Here is a 22,582-nt window from a genome sequence, read left to right as displayed (position 1 = left end):
GAATGACATGCCTGCCCGCCTGCTGACGCCTCGCGTCACCGGTTGGCAATGAAAGTGCACATTGCGGCGACGCGTCGATGTCGGGTTCCCCCACCCGCACCTACCCTGGAGCCATCCTCATGTTGGTTCAGCCCCTGCGCTCTCCGGACCTCCGCCGCTCCCCGTCGGCGGACGTATCCGCTGAACCGAAGGTCGCGGTGCTCCTCAACGCCAATGCCCGGAAGGTGGACGCCCGGGTGGTGAAGTCGCTGTCGCACGTGGTGCCGGAGCAGGACCTGTTCCTCTCCCGCTCGCAGTTGGACGGCCGCCGCATCGCCCAGACGGTGCTGGAGCGCGGCTATCCCCTGGTCTTCACGGGCGGCGGCGACGGCACGTTCATGGGCTTCGTGAACGAGGTCCTCCAGTTGGTCGGCCCCCGAGGCCGCTTCGCCGGTCAGCAGGCGCCCCGCTTCGGCATCCTCAAGCTGGGCACGGGCAACGGTATCGCCGCCCACGTCAACGCCTCCGGCACCCGGGGCGACGGAATCCTCAACGACGTGCTGCGCGCCCGCACCGGTGAAGTCCCGGGCTTCCGCCCAATGGACCTCCTGATGGTGGATGGGCAGCGCGCGCCCTTCGCGGGGCTGGGCGTGGATGGCAAGGTGCTCAACGACTACATCTGGGTGAAGGAGAACCTGGGCAAGGGTCTCCTCAAGAGCGTGCTGTCCGGCAGCGGTGGCTACTTCTCCGCGGTGGCCTGCAAGACGGTGCCGCACTACCTGACGAACTCCACCTGGGTGGAGTGCGAGGTCGTCAACGGGCAGGCCGGCGAGGCGTACCGCCTGGGCGCGGACGGCCAGCCCATGGGCGAGCCGGTGGCCCCTGGCGAGCTGCTCTTCCGGGGCAGGCTGATGATGGCCGCCGCGGGCACCATGCCCTTCTACGGCTATGGCTTCCGCATGTTCCCCTTCGCGTGTGGCCGGCGCGGCTTCATGCAACTGCGGCTGGGCCAGGTGACTCCCACGCAGGTGCTGGCGAACCTGCCCCGCCTCTGGAACGGGCGCTGGTTCCCCGAGGGCCTGCACGACTTCCACGTCCGCGACGCCACCATCCGCTTCGCGCGCCCCATGCCCTTCCAGGTGGGCGGCGACGCGGCCGGATATCGGGATCAGGTGTCGCTGTCCGTGGCGCCCGAGTCCATCGAGCTCGTCGACTTCAACGGCGCGCTGAACTAGCCCGCTGGGCTGGAAGGGGGCGGCCAGATTGCCGCCCTCCCCCGCCTGGCCGACTAGCCCCTGTCGCGTGAAGCCGGGGGCTTCTCGCCCGGCTCCTTGCGGCGTCCCACCACGAAGGCGTAGCTGACCGTGGCCTTGCCGTTGCTCTCGCGGTGCAGCGCCAGTTCCTCGCGCAGCGCGGACGCCTGGGAACCCGACATGGGCTTCAGGCTGGACTCCACCTCTCGGTAGTAGTCGTCGAGTTCCACGTCGTGCAGCGTCTCCGCCGACTCCGGCTCGAATCCGCCCAGCTCCAGCGACTGGAGCAGCTCGCGCGGCAGCAACAGGGGGGCGCCCAGACGGCGCTCCCAGAGCTCGGCGGCGGCCTTGGGGACGACTCGCGCCACCCTCGCGGGGAAGGTCATTCCCAGCCGCCCTCTTCTCGCCAGGAGCGGCCGCAGGGACGACAGCGTCCCGCGCAGGGTGTACAGCACCCGGCCCTGGACAAGGATGGCGTCGAAAGCGCCGTCCGGCAGTCCGAGCGAATCCAGGGCCACGCCGCGCACATCGATGCGGTCCGTCAGCCCTTGATGGCGCACCCGCTCGCGGGCGGAGGAGACCAGGGCCTCGTCCATGTCCGCGGCCAGCACGGTGCAGCCCATCTCCCGGGCGAGCAGCAGCGCCGCGCTGCCATCCGCGCCACACCCGAGCACCAGCACCCGGGCGCCCGGCTCCAGTTGGGCCACCTTGGCGAACCGCCGAGTCACGTCGTCCGAGCTGAACGCGCGCCGGGCGTCCGCGGGGTGGTACAGCGGAAAGGGATCTGCCGGGCTCATGGGCTCCTCATATACCCAACCCCGCCCGGACTTCCAGAGACGGCGCGGGCCCCCCACCCGACAGAGGAGGCCGCGCGCGTCCGGCGTCACAGGTAGTAGACGACGCGCGGGTCCTTTTTCAGCTGTTCGTAGATGGAGCGCCGCTGCTCCTCGGACAGCAGGTACACCGACACGCTGAGGGACAGGTACTTGCCCTTGCTGCTGGGCTGCTCGTGGATGGAGTCCGGAGAGATTTCGGAGCCCATCATCTTCCGGAACAAGTCCCTCACGTGCTCGGCGAAGCCGGGCCCCTGCAGGCCCATCACCTTGAAGGTGTAGACCGCGGGGTACTCGATGAGGGGCTTCTTCTCTCCGTCTTCCGGAGGGGTGTCTCCAGGGCCGTCGTTCGTCATGACACGTCTCTTCGCGCAGGCACCCGCGGGTGCCTAGAGCAGGTTGGCGGCGAGCTCGGCCAGGGCACTGCGCTCGCCCTTGGCCATGGTGATGTGCGCGGCGATCTTCTCGCTCTTGAAGCGATTGACCACGTGCACCAGGCCGTTGTTGGTCGAATCCACATAGGGGTTGTCGATCTGGAACGGATCCCCCGTGAGGATGATCTTCGTGTTGTCACCCACGCGGGTGATGATGGTCTTCACCTCGTGAGGCGTGAGGTTCTGCGCTTCGTCCACGATGATGAACTGGTTGGGGATGCTCCGGCCACGGATGTACGTGAGCGGCTCGATTTCCATCAGCCCCAGGTCCAGCAGTTCGTGATAGCCGCGGCCGGCCTTCTTGTCCGCGCGGCTGAGGTTCATCAGGAACTCCACGTTGTCGAAGATGGGCTGCATCCAGGGGTTGAGCTTCTCCTCGACGCTGCCGGGCAGATAGCCGATGTCCCGCCCCAGGGGGAAGATGGGACGGCTCACCAGGAGCTTCTGGTAGAGGTTCTCCTCCGTCACCTTCTGGAGCCCCGCGGCGATGGCCAGCAGCGTCTTGCCCGTGCCCGCCTTGCCGACGATGGTGACGAGCTTGATGTCGTCGTTGAGCAGCAGGTCCAGGCAGAAGGCCTGCTCCATGTTGCGCGGACGGATGCCCCAGGTGCCTTCCTTGCTCTGGCGGAGCAGCGGCACCAGCCGGTTCTTGAGCCCGTGCAGGCGCCCCATGGCGGTGTGCGACGGGTTCGTCTCGTCCTTGAGCAGCACCAGCTGATTGGGGAAGAGCGTGTCCACGTCCGGCAGCTCCACCTCCGCGCCGGGCCTGTACATCTGGTCCACCAGCTCCTTGGGGACGAGCCGCTCGGTGAAGCCCGTGTACAGCTCGGTGATCTCCACCCGCTCGGTGTCGTAGTCCTCGGCGATGAGGCCCAACGCGTCCGCGCGGATGCGCAGGTTGGTGTCCTTGGTGATGAAGACGGCCTGGGTGTCAGGCTCCTGCTCCATCAGGTCGATGGCCACCGCGAGGATGCGGTTGTCCATCAGGTTGCTGTCCGCCATGGACAGCGGCAGGTCGCGGTCCGTGAAGCACACGCGCAAGAGGCCGCCCCTCGGCATGGGCACCCCTTCCTTCAGCGAGCCCTCCGCGCGGAAGGTGTCCAGGTAGCGCGCCACCATGCGGGCGTTGCGCCCCAGCTCGGAGAGATCTCTCTTGAACTGATCAATCTCCTCGATGACGTAGATGGGGATGATGACGTTGTTGTCCTCGAAGCCGTAGATGCTGCGCGGATCATGGAGGAGGACGTTGGTATCGAGGATGAAGTTCTTTCGCATCGTGGGTTCGCGCGACCTGATTGGTTCGGGTGCGACCGCTGGGGACCGTGCGACGTGGCTGAGCCTGACGCCCACTCCAATATAGACAGCGGCTCCGACGGAAGCAGCCAGGTTGGCGTCGGGGACGCCGGTTGTTCGAAACCCCACGCCTTGGCGCTCAGTGCGCGAGCACGGGGGCGAGCGGGTCGTACCCCAGCAGCTCCGCCAGCCGCTCGGGGGGCGGCCCCGGGGGCATGCGCTCCCAGGGGAAGCTCTGCTGGAGCGCCTCCTCGTCGAGCGTCACCACCTGTCGCCCCGTCTGCTCGCGCGCTTCGGCCCAGGCCTTGGCGTCGAACGAGCGGATCAGCCGGCGACTGAGCGGAGACAACATGGGCATGGGGGTGAAGGGGAGCGGCTGCCCTTCCGCGTCGCGCATGCAGCCCAGCTCCACGGCCCACGCGAGCAGCCAGCGAGGGCGCTTGCCGCCAGCGCCGCGCAACGCGAGGAAGCGCCCCTGGGCCGCGCCGTCCACGAAGAGGAAGCGCCGGTCATAGACGCTCGCGGCGGCGAAGGTGGAGGGAGTGAGGGCCAGGGCCTCCGCGCCGATGCGACGGGCCATGAGCATCAAGAGTTCCAACAGGGGCGCGGAGAGCGCGAGCCCGGGGTGGCTCTGCCCTGGCAGCGGTGGGCGGTGCCAGTCGAACGAGCGGCCCGGATTCTGGAGCAGCAGCGCGTCCACATAGAGCAGGGGCGCGGTGGCGAGCGCGTCACCGAGGCCGACCTCGGCGCCGGTGGCCATGCGCAGGGACAGGTCGGCGACGGGGGCGTAGAAGCGGCGGCTCCACAAGACGACCCGGGGGCGGAACGGATCCTCGCCCTGGATGCGCAGTTCGATGGGCCCCACCCGCTCCTCTGCGCGCTGGAACAGGCCGTAGGTGCGCAGGACGCGCTCGAGGCCCTGGTGGCTGTAGGTCCCGAACAGCAGGCCCACGCGGGTCTTCTGGGAGTCGCCCAGGCCCAGGTCCTCGAGGGAGAGTTCCTCGGGGTCGAGCGCGGCCAGGTCCGCCCCGCTCAGGTGCTGATAGATGCGGCGGAAGCGGGGGTTGATGGGGAGCGTCCGAGGCATGGGGCCTCCTAGTCGTAGCGGATGTCGATGACGGTCAGCTCGATTTCGCCCCGGGGGCGGTGCACCTCGACGGAGTCACCCACGCTCTTGCGAAGAAGGGCGCGACCGATGGGGGACTCCACGCTGATGCGACCTCCGGCGGCGTCGATTTCGTCGGACCCGACAATCTGGTACTTCGTGCGTGCTCCGTCCTCGTCCTCCAGGGTGACCGTGGCGCCGAAGTAAACGCGTGCACGGTCGCTCTGTTCAGAAGGCGTGACGATGGTGGCGGTGTCCAGGCGCCTCTGTAGGAAGCGGATGCGGCGGTCGATTTCGCGCAGGCGCTTCTTTCCGTAAATGTACTCGGCGTTCTCGGAGCGGTCCCCCTGGGCGGCGGCGGCGGAGACCTCGGCGGTCACCTTGGGGCGCTCCTCGTTGAGCAGCCGGACGAGCTCCCGGTGCATCCGCTCGGCGCCCGGGCGGGTGAGGTAGCGGCGGAAGGGAGCCTTCTCGTCGCCGTCCTCGGCCTCCGTGTCTTCGTGTTCTTCAGGGGGGAGGTCCTGGGCCATGCCTGCTGTATACAACCGATGACTGACGGCGGCGTGTGGCGGGGCCCCAGGCGTTCACCGGGAGGCGGTGGAAGCGCCGTCAGGATGGGAGACATGCGCTCGCCAGTGGAAAGCGCGAAGGAGTTCGGGTAGGAAGCGCCTGCCTTCGGGCCCAGGCGGGCCGCGCGAGTTTTTTTGAACAAAAGAATAGTGCGAGTCGCTAGCTCAGATGGTAGAGCACCGGCCTTTTAAGCCGAGGGTCGGGGGTTCGATCCCCCCGCGACTCATGTAGGTGGCGACGTCCCCGTCGTCTAGAGGCCCAGGACGCTGGCCTTTCAAGCCGGTAACACGGGTTCGAATCCCGTCGGGGACACTGCAATCGGGGCCGGAAGCCGCTGGAATCTCAGCGGCTTCCGGCCCCGATTCTTTTCAGGCTGCTTCTCGTCTCCAGGATGTCTCCAAGACGGAGACGCATCCCGCCCTCCCCAGCCGATTCGTCGGGGGCGGAGCGCGCGCTTCAATGCTAGGCCCTGCTGTCATGTCCGGCGACTCCCCCGTCCCCGCCCCCGGCGGCTTGCCCACCCTGCACTTCCCCCCCGAGCTCCCCATCTCGAGCCGGGTGGAGGACATCACCGCGGCCATCACCGCCCATCAGGTGGTCATTGTCGCGGGGGCCACCGGCTCGGGGAAGACGACGCAGCTGCCGAAAGTCCTGCTCGCCATGGGGCGCGGCCGCCCGCGCCAGATTGGTGTCACCCAGCCCCGGCGTATCGCCGCGACGAGCGTGGCGGCGCGCGTGGCACGCGAGCTCGGCACGGAGCTGGGCACGGACGTCGGCTACCAGATTCGCTTCGAGGACCGCTCGTCCCGGCGGACGGCCGTGAAGTTCATGACCGACGGAGTCCTCCTCGCTCAGATTCACAGCGACCCGCTCCTGAACCGCTACGACACCATCGTGCTCGACGAGGCCCACGAGCGCAGCCTCACCATCGACTTCCTGCTGGGGTGGCTCAAGCGCATCCTCCCCCGGCGCCCCGACCTCAAGGTGGTGGTGAGTTCGGCCACCATCGAGACCGAGCGCTTCTCGCAGTTCTTCGGGGGGGCTCCGGTCATCCAGGTGGAGGGCCGTACCTTTCCGGTGGACGTGCTCTACGAGCCGCCCCCCGAGGACGACGAGCTCACCGACTCCGTCGCCGATGCGGTAGCGAACGTGCTCTCGCTCGACCCGGACGGGGACGTCCTCGTGTTCCTCCCCGGGGAGCGGGAAATCCGCGAGGCCGAGAATGCCCTGAACGCGCGCGCGCTCCGCGGCACGGTGGTGCAACCCCTGTATTCGCGCCTGTCGGCCGCCGAGCAGTCGCGCGTCTTCTCCACCATCCCTGAGCGCCGGGTCATCCTCGCCACCAACGTCGCGGAGACGTCGGTCACCATCCCGGGAATCGTTTACGTCGTGGACACGGGGGTGGCGCGCCTGTCGCGCTACGACCCCCGCTCGGGCACCACGCGCCTGCACATCGAGCCGGTCTCCCAGGCCAGCGCCGACCAGCGCAAAGGGCGCTGCGGACGCGTGCGCGAGGGCATCTGCGTGCGCCTCTACGACGAGGTGAGCTTCACCACGCGCCCCGCCTTCACCGACCCGGAAATCAAGCGCACCGGGCTCGCGGGGGTCATCCTACGGATGAAGTCCCTGGGCCTCGGTGACGTCGAGGACTTCCCCTTCCTCGACCCGCCCCAGCCGAGGGCCATCGCCGAGGGATGGCGAGTGCTCGAGGAGCTCGGGGCCATCGAGGGCCAGGAGCGCACCTTGACGCCGCTCGGGCACCAGCTCGCGCGCTTCCCGGTGGACCCGCGCATCGCACGGATGATTCTCGCTGGCGCCGAGTACGGGTGTCTGGACGAGGTGCTCATCGTCGCCGCGGCGCTCAACCTGCAGGACCCACGCGAGCGGCCACGGGAGCTCGCGCAGAAGGCGGATGAGCTGCACCGGCGCTTCCGTGACGAGCACTCGGACTTCACGGGGCTCCTCAAGCTGTGGGCGTTCGTGAGCGAGGCCGAGGGCCGGGGGACGTCCCATCTGCGGCGCGTGTGCCGGGACAACTTCCTGTCCTTCTTGAGGGTGCGCGAGTGGCGGGACGTCCAGCGCCAGCTCGAGGAGACCGTCCGCGAGTTGCGCCTGTCGCGCAAGGGCCGGGGCACCCCGGCGCGCGGGGACGTCCTGCACCAGGCGCTCCTCACCGGGCTCCTGTCCCGCATCGGCCAGTGGAATCCGGAGCAGCGCCTTTATACGGGTGCGAAGCAGACGCGCTTCATGGTTCACCCCTCGTCGGCGCTCGCGAAAAAGCCCCCTGCCTGGGTGATGGCGTTCGAGCTCGTGGAGACGTCCCAGTTGTTCGCGCGCACCGTGGCGAAGCTCGACCCCGAGTGGCTCGCGGCGGCGGCCCCCCACCTGCTCAAGCGCAGCTACTCCGACCCGCACTGGTCGGAGAAGTCCGCGCGCGCGGTGGTGAAGGAGAACGCGACCCTCTTCGGGCTTCAGGTCTTCAAGGAGCGCCCCGTGGCCCTGGCCAGCATGGACCCCGCCCGGGCACGGCTGATGTTCCTGGAGCATGCCCTGGTGCGCGGCGAGTACCGCACCCGGGGGGCGTTCCAGGAGAAGAACCGCCAGGTGTTCGAGCGCGTGGCGCGCCTGCGGGACAAGGCCCGGCGCAGCGAGCTGCTCGACAGCGAGGCGATGCTGACGTTCTTCGACCAGCGCCTCCCGGCGGACGTGACGGACGGAGCGAGCTTCGAGGCCTGGCGCCGCAAGGCCGAGGCGGCCGACCCCGACGTGCTCGTCCTCTCGATGGAGGATGCCCTCTCGCACGACCCGGGCCTGTCCCCGGCGCACTACCCGGACGCCATCACCCTGAACGGCGCGTCCGTGCCGGTGACGTACACCTTCGACCCCTCGGCCGAGGACGACGGCATCACCCTGAGCGTGCCGCTGCTGCTGCTCGCCCAGTTGGTCCCGGGTGAATTCGACTGGACCATCCCGGGGTGGCAGCGGGAGAAACTCACCGCCCTGCTCGAGCAGATCCCCCGCGCCCAGCGCAAGCAGTTGGGGCCTCTGCCAACGCTGGTCGACCGTCTCGAGAAGGAACTGGTGCCCTTCCGCGGGCCGATGATTCCGGCGCTCGTGCGTGCGGTGTCCCGGCTGTGCGGCGTGGACGTGCCCGAGGAGTCCCTCCGGCCGGATACCGTGGCGCCGTACCTGCGCATCACGCTCCGGGTGCTCGACGAGCGGGGAAAGGAGCTCGCGCGGAGCCGCGACGCCGACGCGCTGCTGGAGCAGTACGGGGGACGCGCACGGGCTGCGCTGCGCAGCGCCGCGCCGACTTCGGACTGGGAGCGCCAGGGGCTGACGACCTGGACCTTCGGCGAGCTGCCCCCCGTGGTCACCCGCCGGGTCGGCGGGCTCGACGTCCGCAGCTACCCCGCGCTCGTCGACCGGGGTGCTGCCGTGGACCTGGTGCTGCTCGAGACATCCTCTGCCGCCGAGGCGGCCACTCGCACGGGGGTCCGCCGGCTCCTGATGCTCGCCGCGCGCGGACACGTGGCCGTCAGCGCCTCGCGCATGCCACTGCCCTTCCCGTCCCTGGACGGCGCGCCGCCCGCGCGGGGCCAGGCCGACGCCTTCCGGCCGCTCGTCCTCGCACGCAGCGTCGACGATGCGTTCAAGCTCGCACCGGGCGCGCCGCTGCCGCGCACGAAGGCGGCCTTCGAGGCGCTGGTCCGTGAGGGCTCACCGCGCATCGAGCCCGCTGCCCGGGACTGGGCGAACGCCGTCGTTGTCACCTCCGCGGAACTCTCCGCGACGCTCGCCGCACTCAAGGCGGCATCAAAGGGGCCGAGCGGCGCGGCGGCCGTGCGGGACATCCGCGCGCAGCTCGGGCACCTGTTCCCCGCGAACCTCATCGAGTGGATTCCCTTCGCGCGCCTGCTGAACTACCCGCGCTACGTCCGGGCAGCGCAGGCACGGCTGTCGCGCGCGGTGGCGAACCCCGGCAAGGACGCGGGGAAGGCCGCGCCCTTCACCCCTCTGTGGGAGACCTTCCTCGCCAGGCGCGCCACCGTGCGTGACCAGGAGGCGGTGCAGGCGCTGCGGTGGGACTTCGAGGAACTCCGCGTGGCCATCTTCGCGCCGGAGGTGACGACGCCCGTGTCGGTGACGGTGGCGAAGGTCGGCGCGGCCCTCGCGGCGCTGCGCTAGCAGCGGGTGGCTGTGCGTCCGTGACGAGAGCATCGGCATCCTCAAGGCGCTCCGCCGTCAAACGTCGCCGTCCTACACAAGCTCAGGTTCCTGCTGAGCGATAAGTCCGAGCCAGCTGGGCGGACTTTTTGGAGAACCGCGACATCCACTTCGACGATGCCCACTCTTGGCTGAGAGTGTCTGCCCAGTCCGCAATCGCCTTGCGCTGCGCGACGCTGAGAGTCGTCAACACAGGGGCCGGATAGTCACCATCAATGCGACAAAGAAAGCCGTGGAGATGAATCCACAGCTCGAAGTCGGTCGAATTCGCCAGCATGACGCGGAGAACCGAAGGCAGGTAGTACAGGACGGCGGCGTCCGTCATGTACGAGAAGTCTTCCATGTACAGCGAGCCAGGGAATGGCTGGGATTCCACGTCGCGCCGCATCTTGCCGAAGAAGTGGTCGACAACGTACTTGGCCTCGATGCCCGGCGGTGCAAGCTCTTCCTCGGTTCGTGGAATGGCCGCATCCCTGAAGGCGAGGTCAATTCCGCGGATGACGTCGTCGCGTTTCAACATGGTCGGCCCGTGATTGTCTCATCAAGGAGAATGAAGAACCAACCGTGAGAAGGAAACGAGCGGAAGACGAATAGGAGCTGTGTTGAGGGTTGGGCTGGTGCTGAGGGCCGAGCATGGCTGCTGACAATTTCCGCTCGACAGAACTCGGCTGGCCTCCAGGCGTCCCCGAATCGCATTCTGGAGATGGTTCCAGGGCTTGAAGTACGGCGTTACGTCCGCGACGCGCCCCCTCCGGGGGACACCGGACTGAACAGGAAGCCTCAAGGCCCACGTCCAGGGGGAGCCATCACGACGAGTGCCCCCAGACCCAGGTGTCCGGTACGCCCCTTGGACGGGAAGTCGCCGGTTCGGCAGGCCGTGGGCCCCCCAGCCAGGGCTCAGCCCTCTGCCCCCGGAATGTCGCGCGGAGGCGTCGTCGTCGCCAGATTCACGAGTCCGCGGAGCGATTCATGTCGATCCCCGTACTGCCCAATCGTCGCGCTCTTGAAGGCGCCCTGCCGGCGTCCCCTCATTCCCAGAGGAGCATCCCATGTCTTACATCGATGGTTTCGTCATCGCCGTGCCGACCGCGAACAAGGAGAAGTTCATCGCACATGCCCGCAAGGGCGACCCCGCCTTCATCGGGTACGGTGCCCTCCGCGTGCTGGAGTGCTGGGGGGACGACGTGCCGAGCGGCAAGCTCACCGACTTCCGCAGGGCCGTGCAGGCCAAGGACGATGAGACGGTGGTCTTCTCGTGGATTGAATGGCCCGACAAGGCCACGCGCGACGCTGGCATGGAGAAGATGATGAAGGACCCAAGCATGAGCCCCGAGCAGAACCCGATGCCCTTCGACGGCGCGCGGATGATCTACGGCGGCTTCGCGCCGGTAGTGGTGCTGGACAAGTAACCCGGGCCGGCCCGCGGGGACTCAGGTCAAAATCCGTCCCCGCGCGCCCTCTGCGCCCACCTTGAGCCGGAGCGTGTACAGGCCACCCTCTCCACGCTCGCTGGCGCGAGTCCACTGCAGCCTGCCTTCACACTCGAGGCACCCGCGCGGCGCGGCTGGCACTCCACAAATGGAGGGCACCGCGCCGCTTCCTGCTGGGCGCCCGTGGCGGCGTCACACCCGCCCAGCCCACTCTCGCGGCTCAGCCATACAGCTCGCTCAGCGGTCCCGGCGCGATGCGCGTGCTGCCCTCTTGCCCGAAGGTGTTGAAGTCCGCGTCTCCGAACGCGTGGCCGAGCGTGTTGAAGAGGTTGGAGACCTGCCGGTTCCGGGCCGCGTCGTACTTCGGGTACACCACTGTGCGCCCGTCGGTCTTCAGGCCCAGCGCGTTGCCGCCCACCACGAGCTTCGGCCACTCACGCGAGGTGGAGTGGTGCTGCTCGCCGTTGTCGGACATGAAGACAATCGCGGTGTGGTCCAGCATCGAGCCGCTCGCGCCGACCTCTGGCGTAGCGGCCAGCGTCCTCGCCAGGTTCGCCACCAACTGCACGTGCCGGCGGGTGACCTCCGCGACGCGATCCCAGTTCTGCCCGGCATCCAGGCCGTGCTGCAGGCTGTGTCGCGCGATGTCGGCCACGTCCGGGCCGTAGGCCACGTCAAAACCCGAGGTGCCCGTCGCCAGTACCACCGTGTTCGTCAGCCCACCCAGGAGGGACGCCGTGGCGATCTGGAACTGCGCCTCGAACCACTTCAGCGAGTCGGGCGGTGAGCCCGCGCCGGTGATGAGCGGGTTGTCCTTCGGCGCCAGCGGCAGGTAGGGCCGCACGCGGTCCGCCATGCCCGCGAGCTGATCCTCCCGCGTGCGCAGCGATTCGAGCGAGGAGAGGTAGCGCTCCAGTTTCAGCCGCTCGTTGGAGTTGCCTCTGAACTCCGCCAGCGCCTTGCGCGAGTCGGCCAGCGCGAAGTCGAAGAGCATCTTGCGATCACGCCCGTTCGTCGAGCCGCCGAGCAGCGAGCCGAAGGTGCTGTCGAACGCGAGCGACGGGTTGACGATGATGCCCGCGGGCTTGCGCGGTCCGAGCGCGCAGGTCTCGTACACAATCGACACCCGTGCGGAGCTGGTGCCCAGGCGCAGCACGTCGAACGGTGCACCACGACGCAGGCGAGGGGCGATCACCGCGTCGAAGGTCGCGCCCGCGCCGTTCACCGCGCAACTCAGCCCGCCCGTCCCGCTGGAGTGCCCGCCGCCCGCGATGAGGCTCGAGAGCCCCAGCAGCACGGCGGAGCGGTTCACCAGGTCGATGTTGCCGGAAGACGCCGCCAGCGGCCCGAGGCTGATGGCACTGGCGAGATTGTCGCCCTCACGAACCAGCGGCGCGTCCTTGTACGCGTCCCAGAAGAGGCGATCGGAGGTGTTGGCGCGTCCACCCAGCGCCGTGCGGGTGCCCGTGCTCAGGAGCGCGCGGGGGTAGACGCCATTGCATTCGAGGACCAGCACCAGACGCGCCGGCCGCGCTGACGACTGGGCGTAGACGTCGTGGAAGTAGGGCGCGAAGAGGCCGGCGGCCATGCCCTTCAGGACGGTTCGTCGCGAGAACATGGCAGTCACTCTCCAGCCTGCGGCACGCGCCGCGTCTTCCAGGTGTCACTGGTCATCAACGTGGTCAGCATCTTGGAGAACGAGCCGTTGTTCTGATCATAGGCCTGCTCCATTTGCGTCAGCGTGCAGGCGTCGCTCGGGTTCTCCGGGCGGCCCATGAAGTAGCGGAAGGCCTGTCGCATGAAGCAGCGTTTCACGTGCCGCGAGGTCGCCAGGCGCTCGCTCAGCTCCACCGCGTCGCGCACCGTGCCGTTCAGCGCGGGGTCCGGCATCGACGTGAGCGTCGAGCTTCCATCCGGCGTGGTCCAGCCTCCGCTGGGCGAGTGATCCCGCGCGCGCAGGAAGCCCGCGTGGTTGTAGATCTCGAAGGGCAGACCGAGCGGCTCCATCAGGCGGTGACAGCCCTGACACTGCGATCCGGCGGTCGCCTCCTGCAGGCGGCGGCGAGCGTTCTTGTCGGCCGCGTGAGCGCCGACCTGGGCTGCCACCTGCACGCTGCTGAGCGGCGGGACGAAGCCGCACAGGAGGTTCTCTCGCACCCACTTGCCGCGGTGGACGATGGATGGATCATCCTCGAAGTTGCCTCCGTGCGCGGCCAGCCACACCGGGTGGGTCAGCACGCCCGCGCGCTCGGTGGCGGGCAGCGTCTTCCAGCGGCCCGCGACGGTCGCCGGGAGAATCTCGCTGACGTTGTAGGGGTGCGAGAGGCCCTTGTGCGAATCGTACGCCGCGTGCTGCATGGAGGGTACGTAGAAGGTGCGCGTGGTGAGCAGATTCGCCAGCACGTCCTGATCCTCGATGACCACCCGCGCGATCAGATCGTCGAACTGCTGGATGAAGGTCGGCTCCAGCGGATGGAAGTTGGTGAGCAGGTTGTCGTACGAGACCGCGCTGATGTAGCCGAGCCCCTCGATTTCGAAGCGCGAGGTCGCCGCCGGAGACTCCTTGAACACCGCGGACACGTGCTCGTAGCCGAGCCACTCGCGGAAGAAACCCGCGACGCCGTCACCCAGCCAGTACTGCCCGCGCTTGGAGCGCTGCTCCTCGTTGTAGTCCTGCACCAGATCGAAGCGCGGCGTCCCGTTCTGGTTGGCGTCGACTCCGCCCAGGTACTTCTCGATCAGGGCGGTGGTCGTCGCATCCTGCATGAGCGAGCCGTCCTTCGCGGCGGTGGCCACGTCCGCCAGATGCCCCTCGAGGGGCGCGGAGTAGTGAGGGTACACGAAGCTCGGCGTGGCCGAGGGCGCCCGCCCCGCCAGCGCGTAGGCCAGCTGAGAGCCCAGCTCGAGGCTGGTCAGCTCCACGCGACCGTCGGCCGGCTCGCCGCCCATCTCGCGGCGGAACACGGCGCCGGTCATCATCCACGCGGCGTTGGAGATCCGCGTGATGGAGGCCGCGCGGTTTGTCGGGGAGTTGCTCGGCTCCTGCGCGATGACCTCGGTCGCGAAGGCGGTGAGGCGGGTGAGCTCATCCTCCGTGGGCGGGCGGAAGAAGACGCCGAACTCGAGCATCTGGCCGAGGTGGAAGCGCTTGCAGGTGTCGCTCGGGTTCGCGTCGACGAACATGCAGTTGAAGCGCCTGTCGGTGTAGACACGCTCCATCCGGTTGCCGTCCGGGTAGTTCATCGTCCACGGCGCGGCGGCCTCGCCGACCACCGGCAGGAAGAGCTCCACCGTGGCCTCGTCCAGCGTCTCGTCCGTGGCCCAGGAGCTGTACTGCTCGATGGCGCTGGGATCGAGCGGGTTGTCGTAGAAGCTGAACCCGGTCCAGCTGCGCTCGACCGAGCCACCAACGTTGCGGGTGAACTCGCGCCGGTTCATGCGGCGGATGCGCGTCGACGCATCCGAGCGCACGCCCTCGGTGCAGCTGAAGAGCGTGGACTGATCGAGCAGGTTGGGCTCGGAAACCACCGTCACGGGTGGGCTGCCCGTGCCACTGCAGAGGGGCATCCCCTCCCCGATCCAGGTCTCGAGCGCGGTGAGCTCAGCTGCGCTCGCACGCGCATGCGGGGCCGGCGGCATCGGAGACGCGTCGTCGCGCATGCGGATGAGCGCGCGCCGGGCGTTGCTGAGGCTCCCATCCATCGCCGAGCTCACCCGCATGTCGTGCAGGGTGCGCAGCGGCATCGTCGCCCCCTGGGTTGGCAGCGCGCCGTGACAGGTGGCGCAGCGATCGGTGAGCACCGACTGCACCACGCACGCGGCCCCCAAGCCCCCCCCGGGACCACCTGGCCCCCCGGGACCACCGGGGTTGTTGGGGTCTCCGGGGTCGGTGCCTGGCGTGATGGAGCCCTTGCACGCAACGAGGCTCAGCAATCCGGCCAGCAGGAGGATACGGTTCATACGGACAGTCTGAATCGGACGACCGGTGGGATAGCAAGCAGGTTCTGCCAATCGGGCTCAGACCTGAGCGGGCGCCCCGTGGTACCGCCGGTTCAGCACGCGCTCGGCCACCACGCAGTCCATCCCGCGCGGCGTGGCCGCCAGCACCGTGCAGAGGATTCTCAGGGGCGCGACCGTGAGCAGCACGCGACAACGCAGCAGGTCGAAGCTGGCGCGGCCACACAGCTGACGCTCGGGAAGGTTGAGCTTCATGATCTGGCCCTCGGACTGGACGCTGCCCCAGAGGGGTCAGTGCAGCCCGGACGGCATCCTCGCGTCCCGTTGACAGGCCGCGCTCCCATCGGGTGTGTGGCAGGAGCCTGGGCCGGTTGGATCGAGCCGCTCGGCCATCCGCTTCTTCGTGCTGGGGGCAGACCTGCTCGCGCAGCTGGACGTGGCGAAGGGCCAGCGCGCGACGCGTAGGCCTGCCGGCGGGCTTCACACGCGCCCCGCCCGGGAGGATGGTGGAGACCCATGGCCCAGTTGCTGACCCTCCTCGAGTCCGAGCAGTTCCGCGTGCTCGATTCGCGCTGCCGGCATCCGCGCGCGGGGCCCGCGGAGGAGCGAGGCGGGGACCCGGGACACCTGGTGCTGCTGCGCCGCGGCTGCTTCAGCTACCACCGGGGGCTCCGGCGCTTCGTCGCGGACCCCTGCACCGCACTGCTGCACCACCCGCGCGTGGACTACCGGGTCGGCCATCCGGGCGCGGAGGGAGACGATGCGACGGTCATCAAGCTCGCACCGGAACTCTTCGACGAGCTGTGGGGCCGGCGTGGCCCGGACCATCCGGAGCTGGGGCTGAGCGCCGCGGTGCACCTGCGCCACGCGCGCGTGTGTGCCGCCCTGCGCGACCCACGCGGAGACCGGCTCTCGCGTGAGGAGACGGTGTTCGCACTGCTCGAGGTGGCCGCTTCGGACAGGCAGCGCGCGGAGGCCCCTGCGCGCGGAGACCGGGGCGCACGGCGCCGCACGGTCGGCCGCGTGCGCGCACTGCTCGCGGCCCAGCTCTCAGCGAACCTCTCGCTCGACACCGTGGCGCAGGAGGCCCGCTGCTCACCCTTCCACCTCATGCGCCTCTTCCACGCGGAGACGGGGCTGTCCCTGCGCGCCTACCGCCGCCAGCTGCGGGTGCTCACGGCGCTGCAGCGGCTCGCGGAGGGCGAGCAGGACCTCGCGCGGCTCGCACTGGAGCTGGGCTTCTCGCACCACAGCCACCTCTCGCAGAGCGTGCGCCAGGTGCTGGGGAGCAGCCCCGCGCGCCTGCGTGCGGAGCTGCAGCAGGTCCGCGCAGGTTCCTGACAGCGGGGCGGCGCGCACGCCTCTAGCTTCGCGTGCATGAACCCCCTCCACCTGCTCCGGCCGCTGCTCTTCGCCTGCTTGCCCGCACTCGTGTTGTACCCACTCCCGGGGCTTGCCCAGGAGCGCGAAGCCTCTGCGCCTGCCCCGCGCGATGGCCAGCGCGACTTCGACTTCGAGATCGGCACCTGGCGCACGCAGCTGAAGCGGCGCCTGCGCCCGCTGACGGGCTCGAACACCTGGGTGGAGATGAATGGGACCACTGTCGTGCGCAAGGTGTGGAACGGCCGCGGCAACCTCGTGGAGCTCGTGGCCGACGGCGAGGGTGGGCGCTTCGAGGGCCTCAACCTGCGCCTGTACAATCCGCGGACGCGCCAGTGGAGCCTGCACTTCGCGAACAGCCGCGATGGCACTCTCGCCGTGCCGACCGTGGGCGAGTTCAAGGAAGGACGCGGTGAGTTCTACGCCCAGGAGCAGCTCGACGGGCGCGCCATCCTGGTGCGCTTCGTCATCTCGAACGTGACGCCTACTTCCGTCCGCTTCGAGCAGGCCTTCTCTGACGACGGAGGCAAGACCTGGGAGGTGAACTGGATCGCCCAGGACACGCGGGTCGACGCGGCGGCCGGCAGGACGAAGCAAGGCGCAGGCACCGATTGAGGCAGCACGGCCGGCTTCCGAGGCGGGCCCTGCCGACCGAGGGCACGGCTGAGGATATGCGGGTGGAACATCATGAACGCAGGGCTGAAGCGACGTCGCCGCCGCCTCTGCCTCTTCTCCGACATCGAACACCTGGACCTGACGGTACGTGCCCGTCCAGTCTGCCCGGCTCGGAACCTGACACACCTTGGCGACGGCGCGCGCCATGACGATGCCGCATTTCGCCCAGAGACCCGGGACCTGAGGGCTAGACACAATCACATACCAATCGACCACACATCGACACTCGACGACTTTCACATCAATCCCAGGCGCTCACCGACTTATTCTCCGCGCACCCGAAGGCAGCCCAGCCGCCCCCGCCCGGACTGAAATCGCACTGAGGACTGCCCTTGGGCATCCGACCCACAAACAAAGGAATGCCAGGCATGTCTAATTACAAGGTCCAGAACCAATGGGGTGGCTCGTCGGCTCCTTGGAATCCGGGGGGCAACTGGGTGATTGGCGGCCGCGAGAAGCAGAACGTCGTCGCGATGAAGGTCACCTCCAACGATGGCGGCCAGACGCTGACCGGGAGCATGACCTACAACGGCGAGGGGCCTATCGCCTTCCGCGCCACCCTCACCAGCCCGAACAACTACGTGGTGGAGAATCAGTGGGGTGGGCCGACCGCGCCCTGGAATCCAGGTGGCACCTTCGTCCTCGGCTCCCGGCAGGGGCAGAACGTCATCGCCCTCGACCTGACCTCCGGCAACAGCGGGGAGTCACTGACCGGGACCATGACGTACAACGGTGAGGGCCCCATCGGCTTCCGCGGCAACATGGGCTGACGCCGCACCCGATGACACTTCTTCCCGGCGGGCCCACGTCGAGGGCCCGCCCCTCACTGAGATGGAGTCCCCTGAAGGGCTCCCTCATGGAATCGTGGTCATGAGAGGCGATGGATACTTCCTGCAGAAGAACTGCATGAAGCCGCCGTTGTTGATGTCGGCCTCCATGCACTACTTGAAACGAGTAGGACTTGCCCGTGGAGTATGACGCATCAGAGCGGTGGGGGCCCTGCTGACTGAGTCGGGAGATGAGAGGCAATCAACGAGCGTCGCGATCAACGGCTCAGGACGCGCCGCATCCTGAGGTCCACGGCTGGCTCCATGCCCCCCACAGGGCGCCCGATGCACGCGGCGCCCTGCCCCGACCGCTGCGTTCAGCGACGGCTCACCTCAGTGGACGCGACCCGCCGGTAGGTTGGAGGGCGGCGGAAAGCCAGGCACCGCGGGCCGGACCGATTCACTCGAACCCGAGAGCATCGACGTGCCCAGGGTCTCCATTGCCCGAGCGAGAGGATTCGCCGCGGGCACGCCACACACGAGCGACGTCATGTCCGCCTGGCGCCGAACCAGGTCCGCGAAGTTTCGCGTCACGGAGGGGTCGAACCGATCCGGAATGGGCCCAGACGTCACGAGGAAGGGAGACAAGGCCGACGACACTCCCTCGGCGCGAGGGTGCACGTGCAAGAAGACGGTGCCCGTCTCCCCTCCGTGACAGCCACTGCAGGTGTTCAACGAGAACTTGTGGCGCGCCTCGGTGGAGACCTGCGGCACGGCCCACGCGAAGTTGGGGAACGTAAACGCGGAGCCCGCGAGCAGGGGTTGGTTCTCGAAGAACTCCGGGACGGTGTGCGTCTCCGTGAGGATGGAGGACAGGTTCAGGTTGACATAGTCCCCCAGGGTGCGCGAGCCGTCCCAGAACAGGGTGGGCGAGAGCGCGACGTGCGCGGGCATCAACCCTCCGGGGCCCAGGTGGAACTCACGCAGCTCCCAGAGCGGCACCAACGCGTTCTCGTTGGTGCGGACCTGGTGGATGGCGCTGCCCAGGTGCGCACCCCGCGCGACGAAGGACTTCGTGAAGCGGCTCGTGAGGGCCTCGAGCTTCTCGTTGTAGCCCGGGCTCCCGACACCGATGCGCCCCAACTCGTGCCAGTCCCGCGCCCAGCGCTGGAACTCATCCGGTGAGCCCCCGGGCAGGATGTATTCCAGGATGACGGTGAACGGCAGTGGATGGCCGTTGGGGTCCGTCACGCCGAACACGAAGCGCCCCTCGCCCGCGAACTCGCCCTCCTTGCGCAAGTCCATCCGGTTGACGATGGCCAGCAGACGGAACGGGGCCACGTTGAAGTCCAGGGAGGGTCCCGGCCCACTGCTGTTCTCCCACGGCTGCAGCACCATCCCCGCCATGTTGGGCCGCGCTCCGACCTCCGTCGCACCGATGAACTGGTCCGACATCCAGGTGGACAACCAGTCGCGGACCAGGTCCGACGGGTCCTGACCACCGTTCATCTCGCGCATGAGGTGACCGAAGGTCCACACACCGTCACCCGTGGTCCGCAAGGGGTCATCGACCACTGACAGGTCGGTGATCATCAGCTCCGACGAGATGTCCACGCCACACGCCAACGGCGCGCACGCACTGGGGGACTCGCAGCCGTTGGCCGCGCTGCCGTCACAATCGAACGTGCCCACCACACAGCCCAGCCCGCAAGTCCCCGCGCCGCACACGGCACGGGCAGACGGAGCGCCAGCGCACACGGTGCCGCAGGCCCCGCAGTTCGCCTCGTCCGCGAGCAGGTCCCCCTCACACCCGTTGGCCGGATTCCCATCGCAGTCCGCGAAGCCCATGTCGCAGCCCACCGGCACCGGAACACATGCGGAGCGATTGCCCACCACGTCGCGCGCATCCGCGAACAGCGGCCCGAGCCGCTGGCCCGGCGTCAGCGCCATCGTCACCGAGCCATCCACGCCCACCACGAAGGGACCCGATGGCGAGAACAGTGTGGCGCACGCAGCATCCATGAAGAGCGTGACTCGCGAGTCCACCTCCCCCATCGCGAGGACCAGCCCCCCGGTGCCGCTCCCATTGACGGGAATGAAGCCCGGCATGAACCGAGGCGCGGGAGGGGCGATGCCGTCGTGCCGGTAACTGATGGCCGTCGAACACACCGACACGTTCCCCGCCGGGTCCACGGCCCGCGCGGAGATATCCGTCACCGTGTTGGCCGTGACAGTCACGGAGGCAGAGAACGCACCCGTGGAGGCATCCGCCACGGCGCTCACCGCGACAGGCGCCACGCAGCCCGAGCCCTTGAAGACTTGAACGGTGCCCCCCTTCTCCGCGGTGCCGCGCACCTGAGGCGTGAGCGAGTTGCCTGGAGACACCGGCAGGAACCCCGTCAGCACAGACACCGCCGGGGCAATGCTGTCCTGCACGTAGCTGATGGGGGTGGCACACGCCGACACGTTCCCCGCCAGGTCCACGGCCCGCGCTGAGAAGCTCGTCGTCGTGTTGGCCGTGACAGACACAGTGGCCGAGAACGCGCCCGTGGAGGCATCCGCCACGGCGCTCACCACGACGGGCGCCACACAGCCCGAGCCCTTGAAGACCTGAACCGTGCTCCCCTTCTCCGCGGTGCCGCGCGCCTGGGGCGTCAGTGAGTTGCCCGGTGACACGGGTTGGAAGCCCGTCATCACGGGCGCCGCCGGAGCCATGCTGTCATGCACGTAGCTCAGGGGTTGCGAGCATGCGGACACATTCCCGGAGGAGTCCGTCGCCGTGGCGGTGAAGACCGTCGTCGCGTTGGGATTCACGGGGACGACCGCCAGGAAGAGCTGCTCCGTTCCCGCGGTGACCGAGACCGCTGGCGTCCCCGAGCAGTTGGCGTTGGGGTAGACGCGCACCGTCGACCCGGTCTCCGCGTTTCCAATCAGATTGGGGTTTGAAGTGGTGGACGGTGGGGCCGGGGTGAAGTGCGCGAGGACAGGCGCCGTGGGGGGCGTCGTATCCGGCAGACAGCCGAGCAGTTCGAGCCGCCCTATCGAAACAACCTCGATGCCCGCGCGCGAATCATTGTCATCCGTCACGTTGAGGCGGAACTTCGGGTAGGTCGCGGTGGCCGCCAGGGTGTACACACGGCGCTCCGTGCCCCCCCAGTTCACTTCGTTGGTTCGGGTATCCACCACCACCCACTGCGAGCCGTTCCAGCCCTGGAGCGTCCAGGCCTTGGGCGCGCGAGACGTGAGCGAGCCATTCGAGAAGCGGATGGCGTAGCGGATGATTCGCCGCGGGCCGTCCGCCCATTCGTAGCCAATCCACGCGGGGCTCTGCTGTAGCCCGGAGATCCACATCGAGCCGGAGCTATCGACCTCATCGAATGCCAGCCAGGCCTCGTAACCGGGGCCGAAAGCCCCCGAGCGAGTCACGATGCCGACTGGCAACGTGCCGCTCGTCATCACAGGGACCTGGCTGCTCCCGCATGTGATTTCCTGGGACTGGTGGGCCAGGTCCGCGCGAGGCGCCTCCGGTGCGTCGCCCTCCTCCGGACCAGGTCGACATCCCGGAGCACACACCACAAACAGGGTGCCCACCATGAGCAAGCGCCGCCACGACTTCATGAATCGCATGTCACTCCCTCGGCCGTCTGCGGAGACCACGAGCCGTGCGGTCTGTCGCCACTTCGTGGTTCCACCCGGCTATCTACGCCGCCGAGACAGGCGTCTTGCGCGGGAAGGGCTCAATCCCCTCTACGGCGGGACGAAACCGTCGGGCCGAGGGATGAAGCCTCCCGGGCCCCATCTCCATCCCGGCCGCCATGTCGATCGGGCGTGCCCATTCCCGCCCATCGGAGACTCGCCCTGCCCTTCCTCCCGAGACTGGATGGGAACGCGGTTGATGGCTCCGGATGTTGTGGAGGACACTGGGCAGATGCCTCGGCCCTCCTCGCGTCCCGTCAGCCTCTCGAAACGCGCGGTTCAGGGCGTGCTGGCGCTACTGGTCCTCACGGTGGCCTATCAGGTGTACGACCGGATGAGGCTGCGCATGAGTGGCGCACCCCGGGCCGCGCTGGAGAAACTGGCGGCGTGCACGGAGGCTCGCAACCTGCTGGGCGAGCCCATTGACGCGGCGTGGTGGGGCTGGTCCTACGGATACCTGAAGGTCCCTCGGAAGAGTCAGGCCTGGTCCGCGACCTCTGGCCGGGTGGACTGGCGAATGCCAGTGGCGGGGTCGACCGGTCGTGGAGTGCTCCACTTCCAGGGCGAGAAGATCAACGGCTTCTGGGTGCTGGAGGGAATCCTCGAGACCGAGGGCGCCGCGATACAGACGCACGGGTGCGCGGCACTGTAGGGCTGACGTCGTCCCCTTCCACTCCCCGTCGACTCTCGCGAAAGCGCTGACACGGCATGAGCGCGCGCTCGGTGTTCCACGCGCATGAGTGAAGTCGCGCGGAAGGAGTTGGAGCACGGGACGGAGCCTCTGCTCAAACGTCACGCCGCCGGTCCTCGCGGTAGATGCCGACGCGCGGGAGTCAGTCCATGAGAACGCACTCGCGAAAACGACGCGCCAGCGGCGCAAAGGCTGCGCGGCGCGCAAAGACTGCGCCGTAGCGCGCAAGTGTTGCGCGTCATCACGAAGCGCCGCGCCCGGAGCCACACTCCAGCAATCCGACAGGCCTCAC

The 22,582-nt window shown here is 68.5% G+C and carries 16 protein-coding genes, 2 tRNA genes and 1 pseudogene; 9 read left to right on the top strand and 10 right to left on the bottom strand.

Features of this window, described 5'->3' with window-relative positions; all coding sequences use genetic code 11:
* Positions 1–119 precede the first annotated feature (119 nt).
* Positions 120–1,214 carry a diacylglycerol kinase family protein gene (locus tag HUA76_RS28720; RefSeq protein ID WP_141648839.1) on the top strand — a complete coding sequence of 365 codons (1,095 nt, stop codon included), beginning with the start codon at positions 120–122 and terminating at the stop codon, positions 1,212–1,214.
* Positions 1,215–1,267: 53 nt separating this feature from the next.
* Here the strand turns inward: HUA76_RS28720 and HUA76_RS28715 are convergent, their stop codons facing one another.
* The 5 genes from HUA76_RS28715 to greB form a co-directional block, all read right to left on the bottom strand.
* The gene (locus HUA76_RS28715; RefSeq protein ID WP_174462644.1) at positions 1,268–2,029 is read right to left on the bottom strand and encodes a cyclopropane-fatty-acyl-phospholipid synthase family protein; all 762 of its coding nucleotides are present in this window, start codon (positions 2,027–2,029) and stop codon (positions 1,268–1,270) included.
* Positions 2,030–2,115: 86 nt separating this feature from the next.
* Positions 2,116–2,421, bottom strand: a complete 306-nt coding sequence (locus HUA76_RS28710; protein ID WP_141648841.1) for a YbeD family protein — start codon at positions 2,419–2,421, stop codon at positions 2,116–2,118.
* A gap of 33 nt (positions 2,422–2,454) precedes the next feature.
* Positions 2,455–3,774, bottom strand: a complete 1,320-nt coding sequence (locus HUA76_RS28705) for a PhoH family protein (protein WP_141648842.1) — start codon at positions 3,772–3,774, stop codon at positions 2,455–2,457.
* 157 nt (positions 3,775–3,931) lie between these two features.
* On the bottom strand, positions 3,932–4,879 hold the full coding sequence (locus tag HUA76_RS28700; RefSeq protein WP_174462643.1) for a deacetylase: 948 nt from the start codon (positions 4,877–4,879) through the stop codon (positions 3,932–3,934).
* Between the two features lie 8 nt (positions 4,880–4,887).
* The gene (gene greB / locus HUA76_RS28695; RefSeq protein WP_174458608.1) at positions 4,888–5,427 is read right to left on the bottom strand and encodes a transcription elongation factor GreB; all 540 of its coding nucleotides are present in this window, start codon (positions 5,425–5,427) and stop codon (positions 4,888–4,890) included.
* 193 nt (positions 5,428–5,620) lie between these two features.
* Here greB and HUA76_RS28690 point away from each other — a divergent pair.
* From HUA76_RS28690 to hrpA, 3 genes are all read left to right on the top strand, one after another.
* Positions 5,621–5,693, top strand: a tRNA-Lys gene (locus HUA76_RS28690).
* A 13-nt stretch (positions 5,694–5,706) separates the two neighbouring features.
* Positions 5,707–5,779 (top strand) — tRNA-Glu (locus tag HUA76_RS28685).
* Between the two features lie 165 nt (positions 5,780–5,944).
* The gene (gene hrpA, locus HUA76_RS28680; RefSeq protein WP_254614548.1) at positions 5,945–9,655 is read left to right on the top strand and encodes an ATP-dependent RNA helicase HrpA; all 3,711 of its coding nucleotides are present in this window, start codon (positions 5,945–5,947) and stop codon (positions 9,653–9,655) included.
* An 82-nt stretch (positions 9,656–9,737) separates the two neighbouring features.
* Here hrpA and HUA76_RS28675 read toward each other — a convergent pair whose 3' ends face one another.
* Positions 9,738–10,214 (bottom strand): hypothetical protein, encoded by a 477-nt coding sequence (locus HUA76_RS28675; protein ID WP_174458606.1) that lies wholly within the window; start codon positions 10,212–10,214, stop codon positions 9,738–9,740.
* A 529-nt stretch (positions 10,215–10,743) separates the two neighbouring features.
* On the opposite strand from HUA76_RS28675, the gene HUA76_RS28670 reads away from it, so the two are divergent.
* Complete coding sequence (locus tag HUA76_RS28670) at positions 10,744–11,103, top strand: DUF1428 domain-containing protein (RefSeq protein ID WP_141648852.1); 360 nt, start codon at positions 10,744–10,746, stop codon at positions 11,101–11,103.
* A gap of 241 nt (positions 11,104–11,344) precedes the next feature.
* On the opposite strand, the gene HUA76_RS28665 is transcribed toward HUA76_RS28670, so the two are convergent.
* Genes HUA76_RS28665 through HUA76_RS28655 form a run of 3 tightly spaced genes read right to left on the bottom strand, consistent with a single transcriptional unit; the run spans position 11,345 to position 15,336 of the window.
* A complete protein-coding gene (locus tag HUA76_RS28665) occupies positions 11,345–12,742 on the bottom strand; it encodes a DUF1552 domain-containing protein (protein ID WP_141648851.1) in 1,398 nt (465 codons plus the stop codon).
* A gap of 5 nt (positions 12,743–12,747) precedes the next feature.
* The gene (locus tag HUA76_RS28660) at positions 12,748–15,084 is read right to left on the bottom strand and encodes a DUF1588 domain-containing protein (protein WP_174462641.1); all 2,337 of its coding nucleotides are present in this window, start codon (positions 15,082–15,084) and stop codon (positions 12,748–12,750) included.
* Between the two features lie 57 nt (positions 15,085–15,141).
* Entirely contained in the window at positions 15,142–15,336 is a 195-nt protein-coding gene (locus tag HUA76_RS28655) for a hypothetical protein (RefSeq protein ID WP_174462640.1), read from the bottom strand.
* A gap of 261 nt (positions 15,337–15,597) precedes the next feature.
* On the opposite strand from HUA76_RS28655, the gene HUA76_RS28650 reads away from it, so the two are divergent.
* The 3 genes and pseudogenes from HUA76_RS28650 to HUA76_RS28640 form a co-directional block, all read left to right on the top strand.
* Positions 15,598–16,422: a helix-turn-helix transcriptional regulator gene (locus tag HUA76_RS28650; RefSeq protein ID WP_141647442.1), complete on the top strand. Its 825-nt coding sequence runs from the start codon at positions 15,598–15,600 to the stop codon at positions 16,420–16,422.
* A 36-nt stretch (positions 16,423–16,458) separates the two neighbouring features.
* Entirely contained in the window at positions 16,459–17,076 is a 618-nt protein-coding gene (locus tag HUA76_RS28645) for a hypothetical protein (RefSeq protein ID WP_174462639.1), read from the top strand.
* 437 nt (positions 17,077–17,513) lie between these two features.
* Positions 17,514–17,906, top strand: a pseudogene (locus tag HUA76_RS28640) (lectin ESA-2); the annotation flags it as partial.
* 390 nt (positions 17,907–18,296) lie between these two features.
* On the opposite strand, the gene HUA76_RS28635 reads toward HUA76_RS28640, so the two are convergent.
* The gene (locus HUA76_RS28635) at positions 18,297–21,530 is read right to left on the bottom strand and encodes a hypothetical protein (RefSeq protein WP_174462637.1); all 3,234 of its coding nucleotides are present in this window, start codon (positions 21,528–21,530) and stop codon (positions 18,297–18,299) included.
* Positions 21,531–21,831: 301 nt separating this feature from the next.
* Here HUA76_RS28635 and HUA76_RS28630 point away from each other — a divergent pair, with 301 nt between their 5' ends.
* Positions 21,832–22,251 carry a cytochrome c oxidase assembly factor Coa1 family protein gene (locus HUA76_RS28630; RefSeq protein ID WP_174459442.1) on the top strand — a complete coding sequence of 140 codons (420 nt, stop codon included), beginning with the start codon at positions 21,832–21,834 and terminating at the stop codon, positions 22,249–22,251.
* The last annotated feature ends 331 nt before the right edge of the window (positions 22,252–22,582 follow it).

It is taken from the genome of Myxococcus sp. CA056, assembly GCF_013336715.1.
Classification (GTDB): domain Bacteria; phylum Myxococcota; class Myxococcia; order Myxococcales; family Myxococcaceae; genus Myxococcus; species Myxococcus llanfairpwllgwyngyllgogerychwyrndrobwllllantysiliogogogochensis.
Note: the sequence above shows the minus strand (reverse complement) of the source record. Positions and strands in the feature narration are given on the sequence as shown.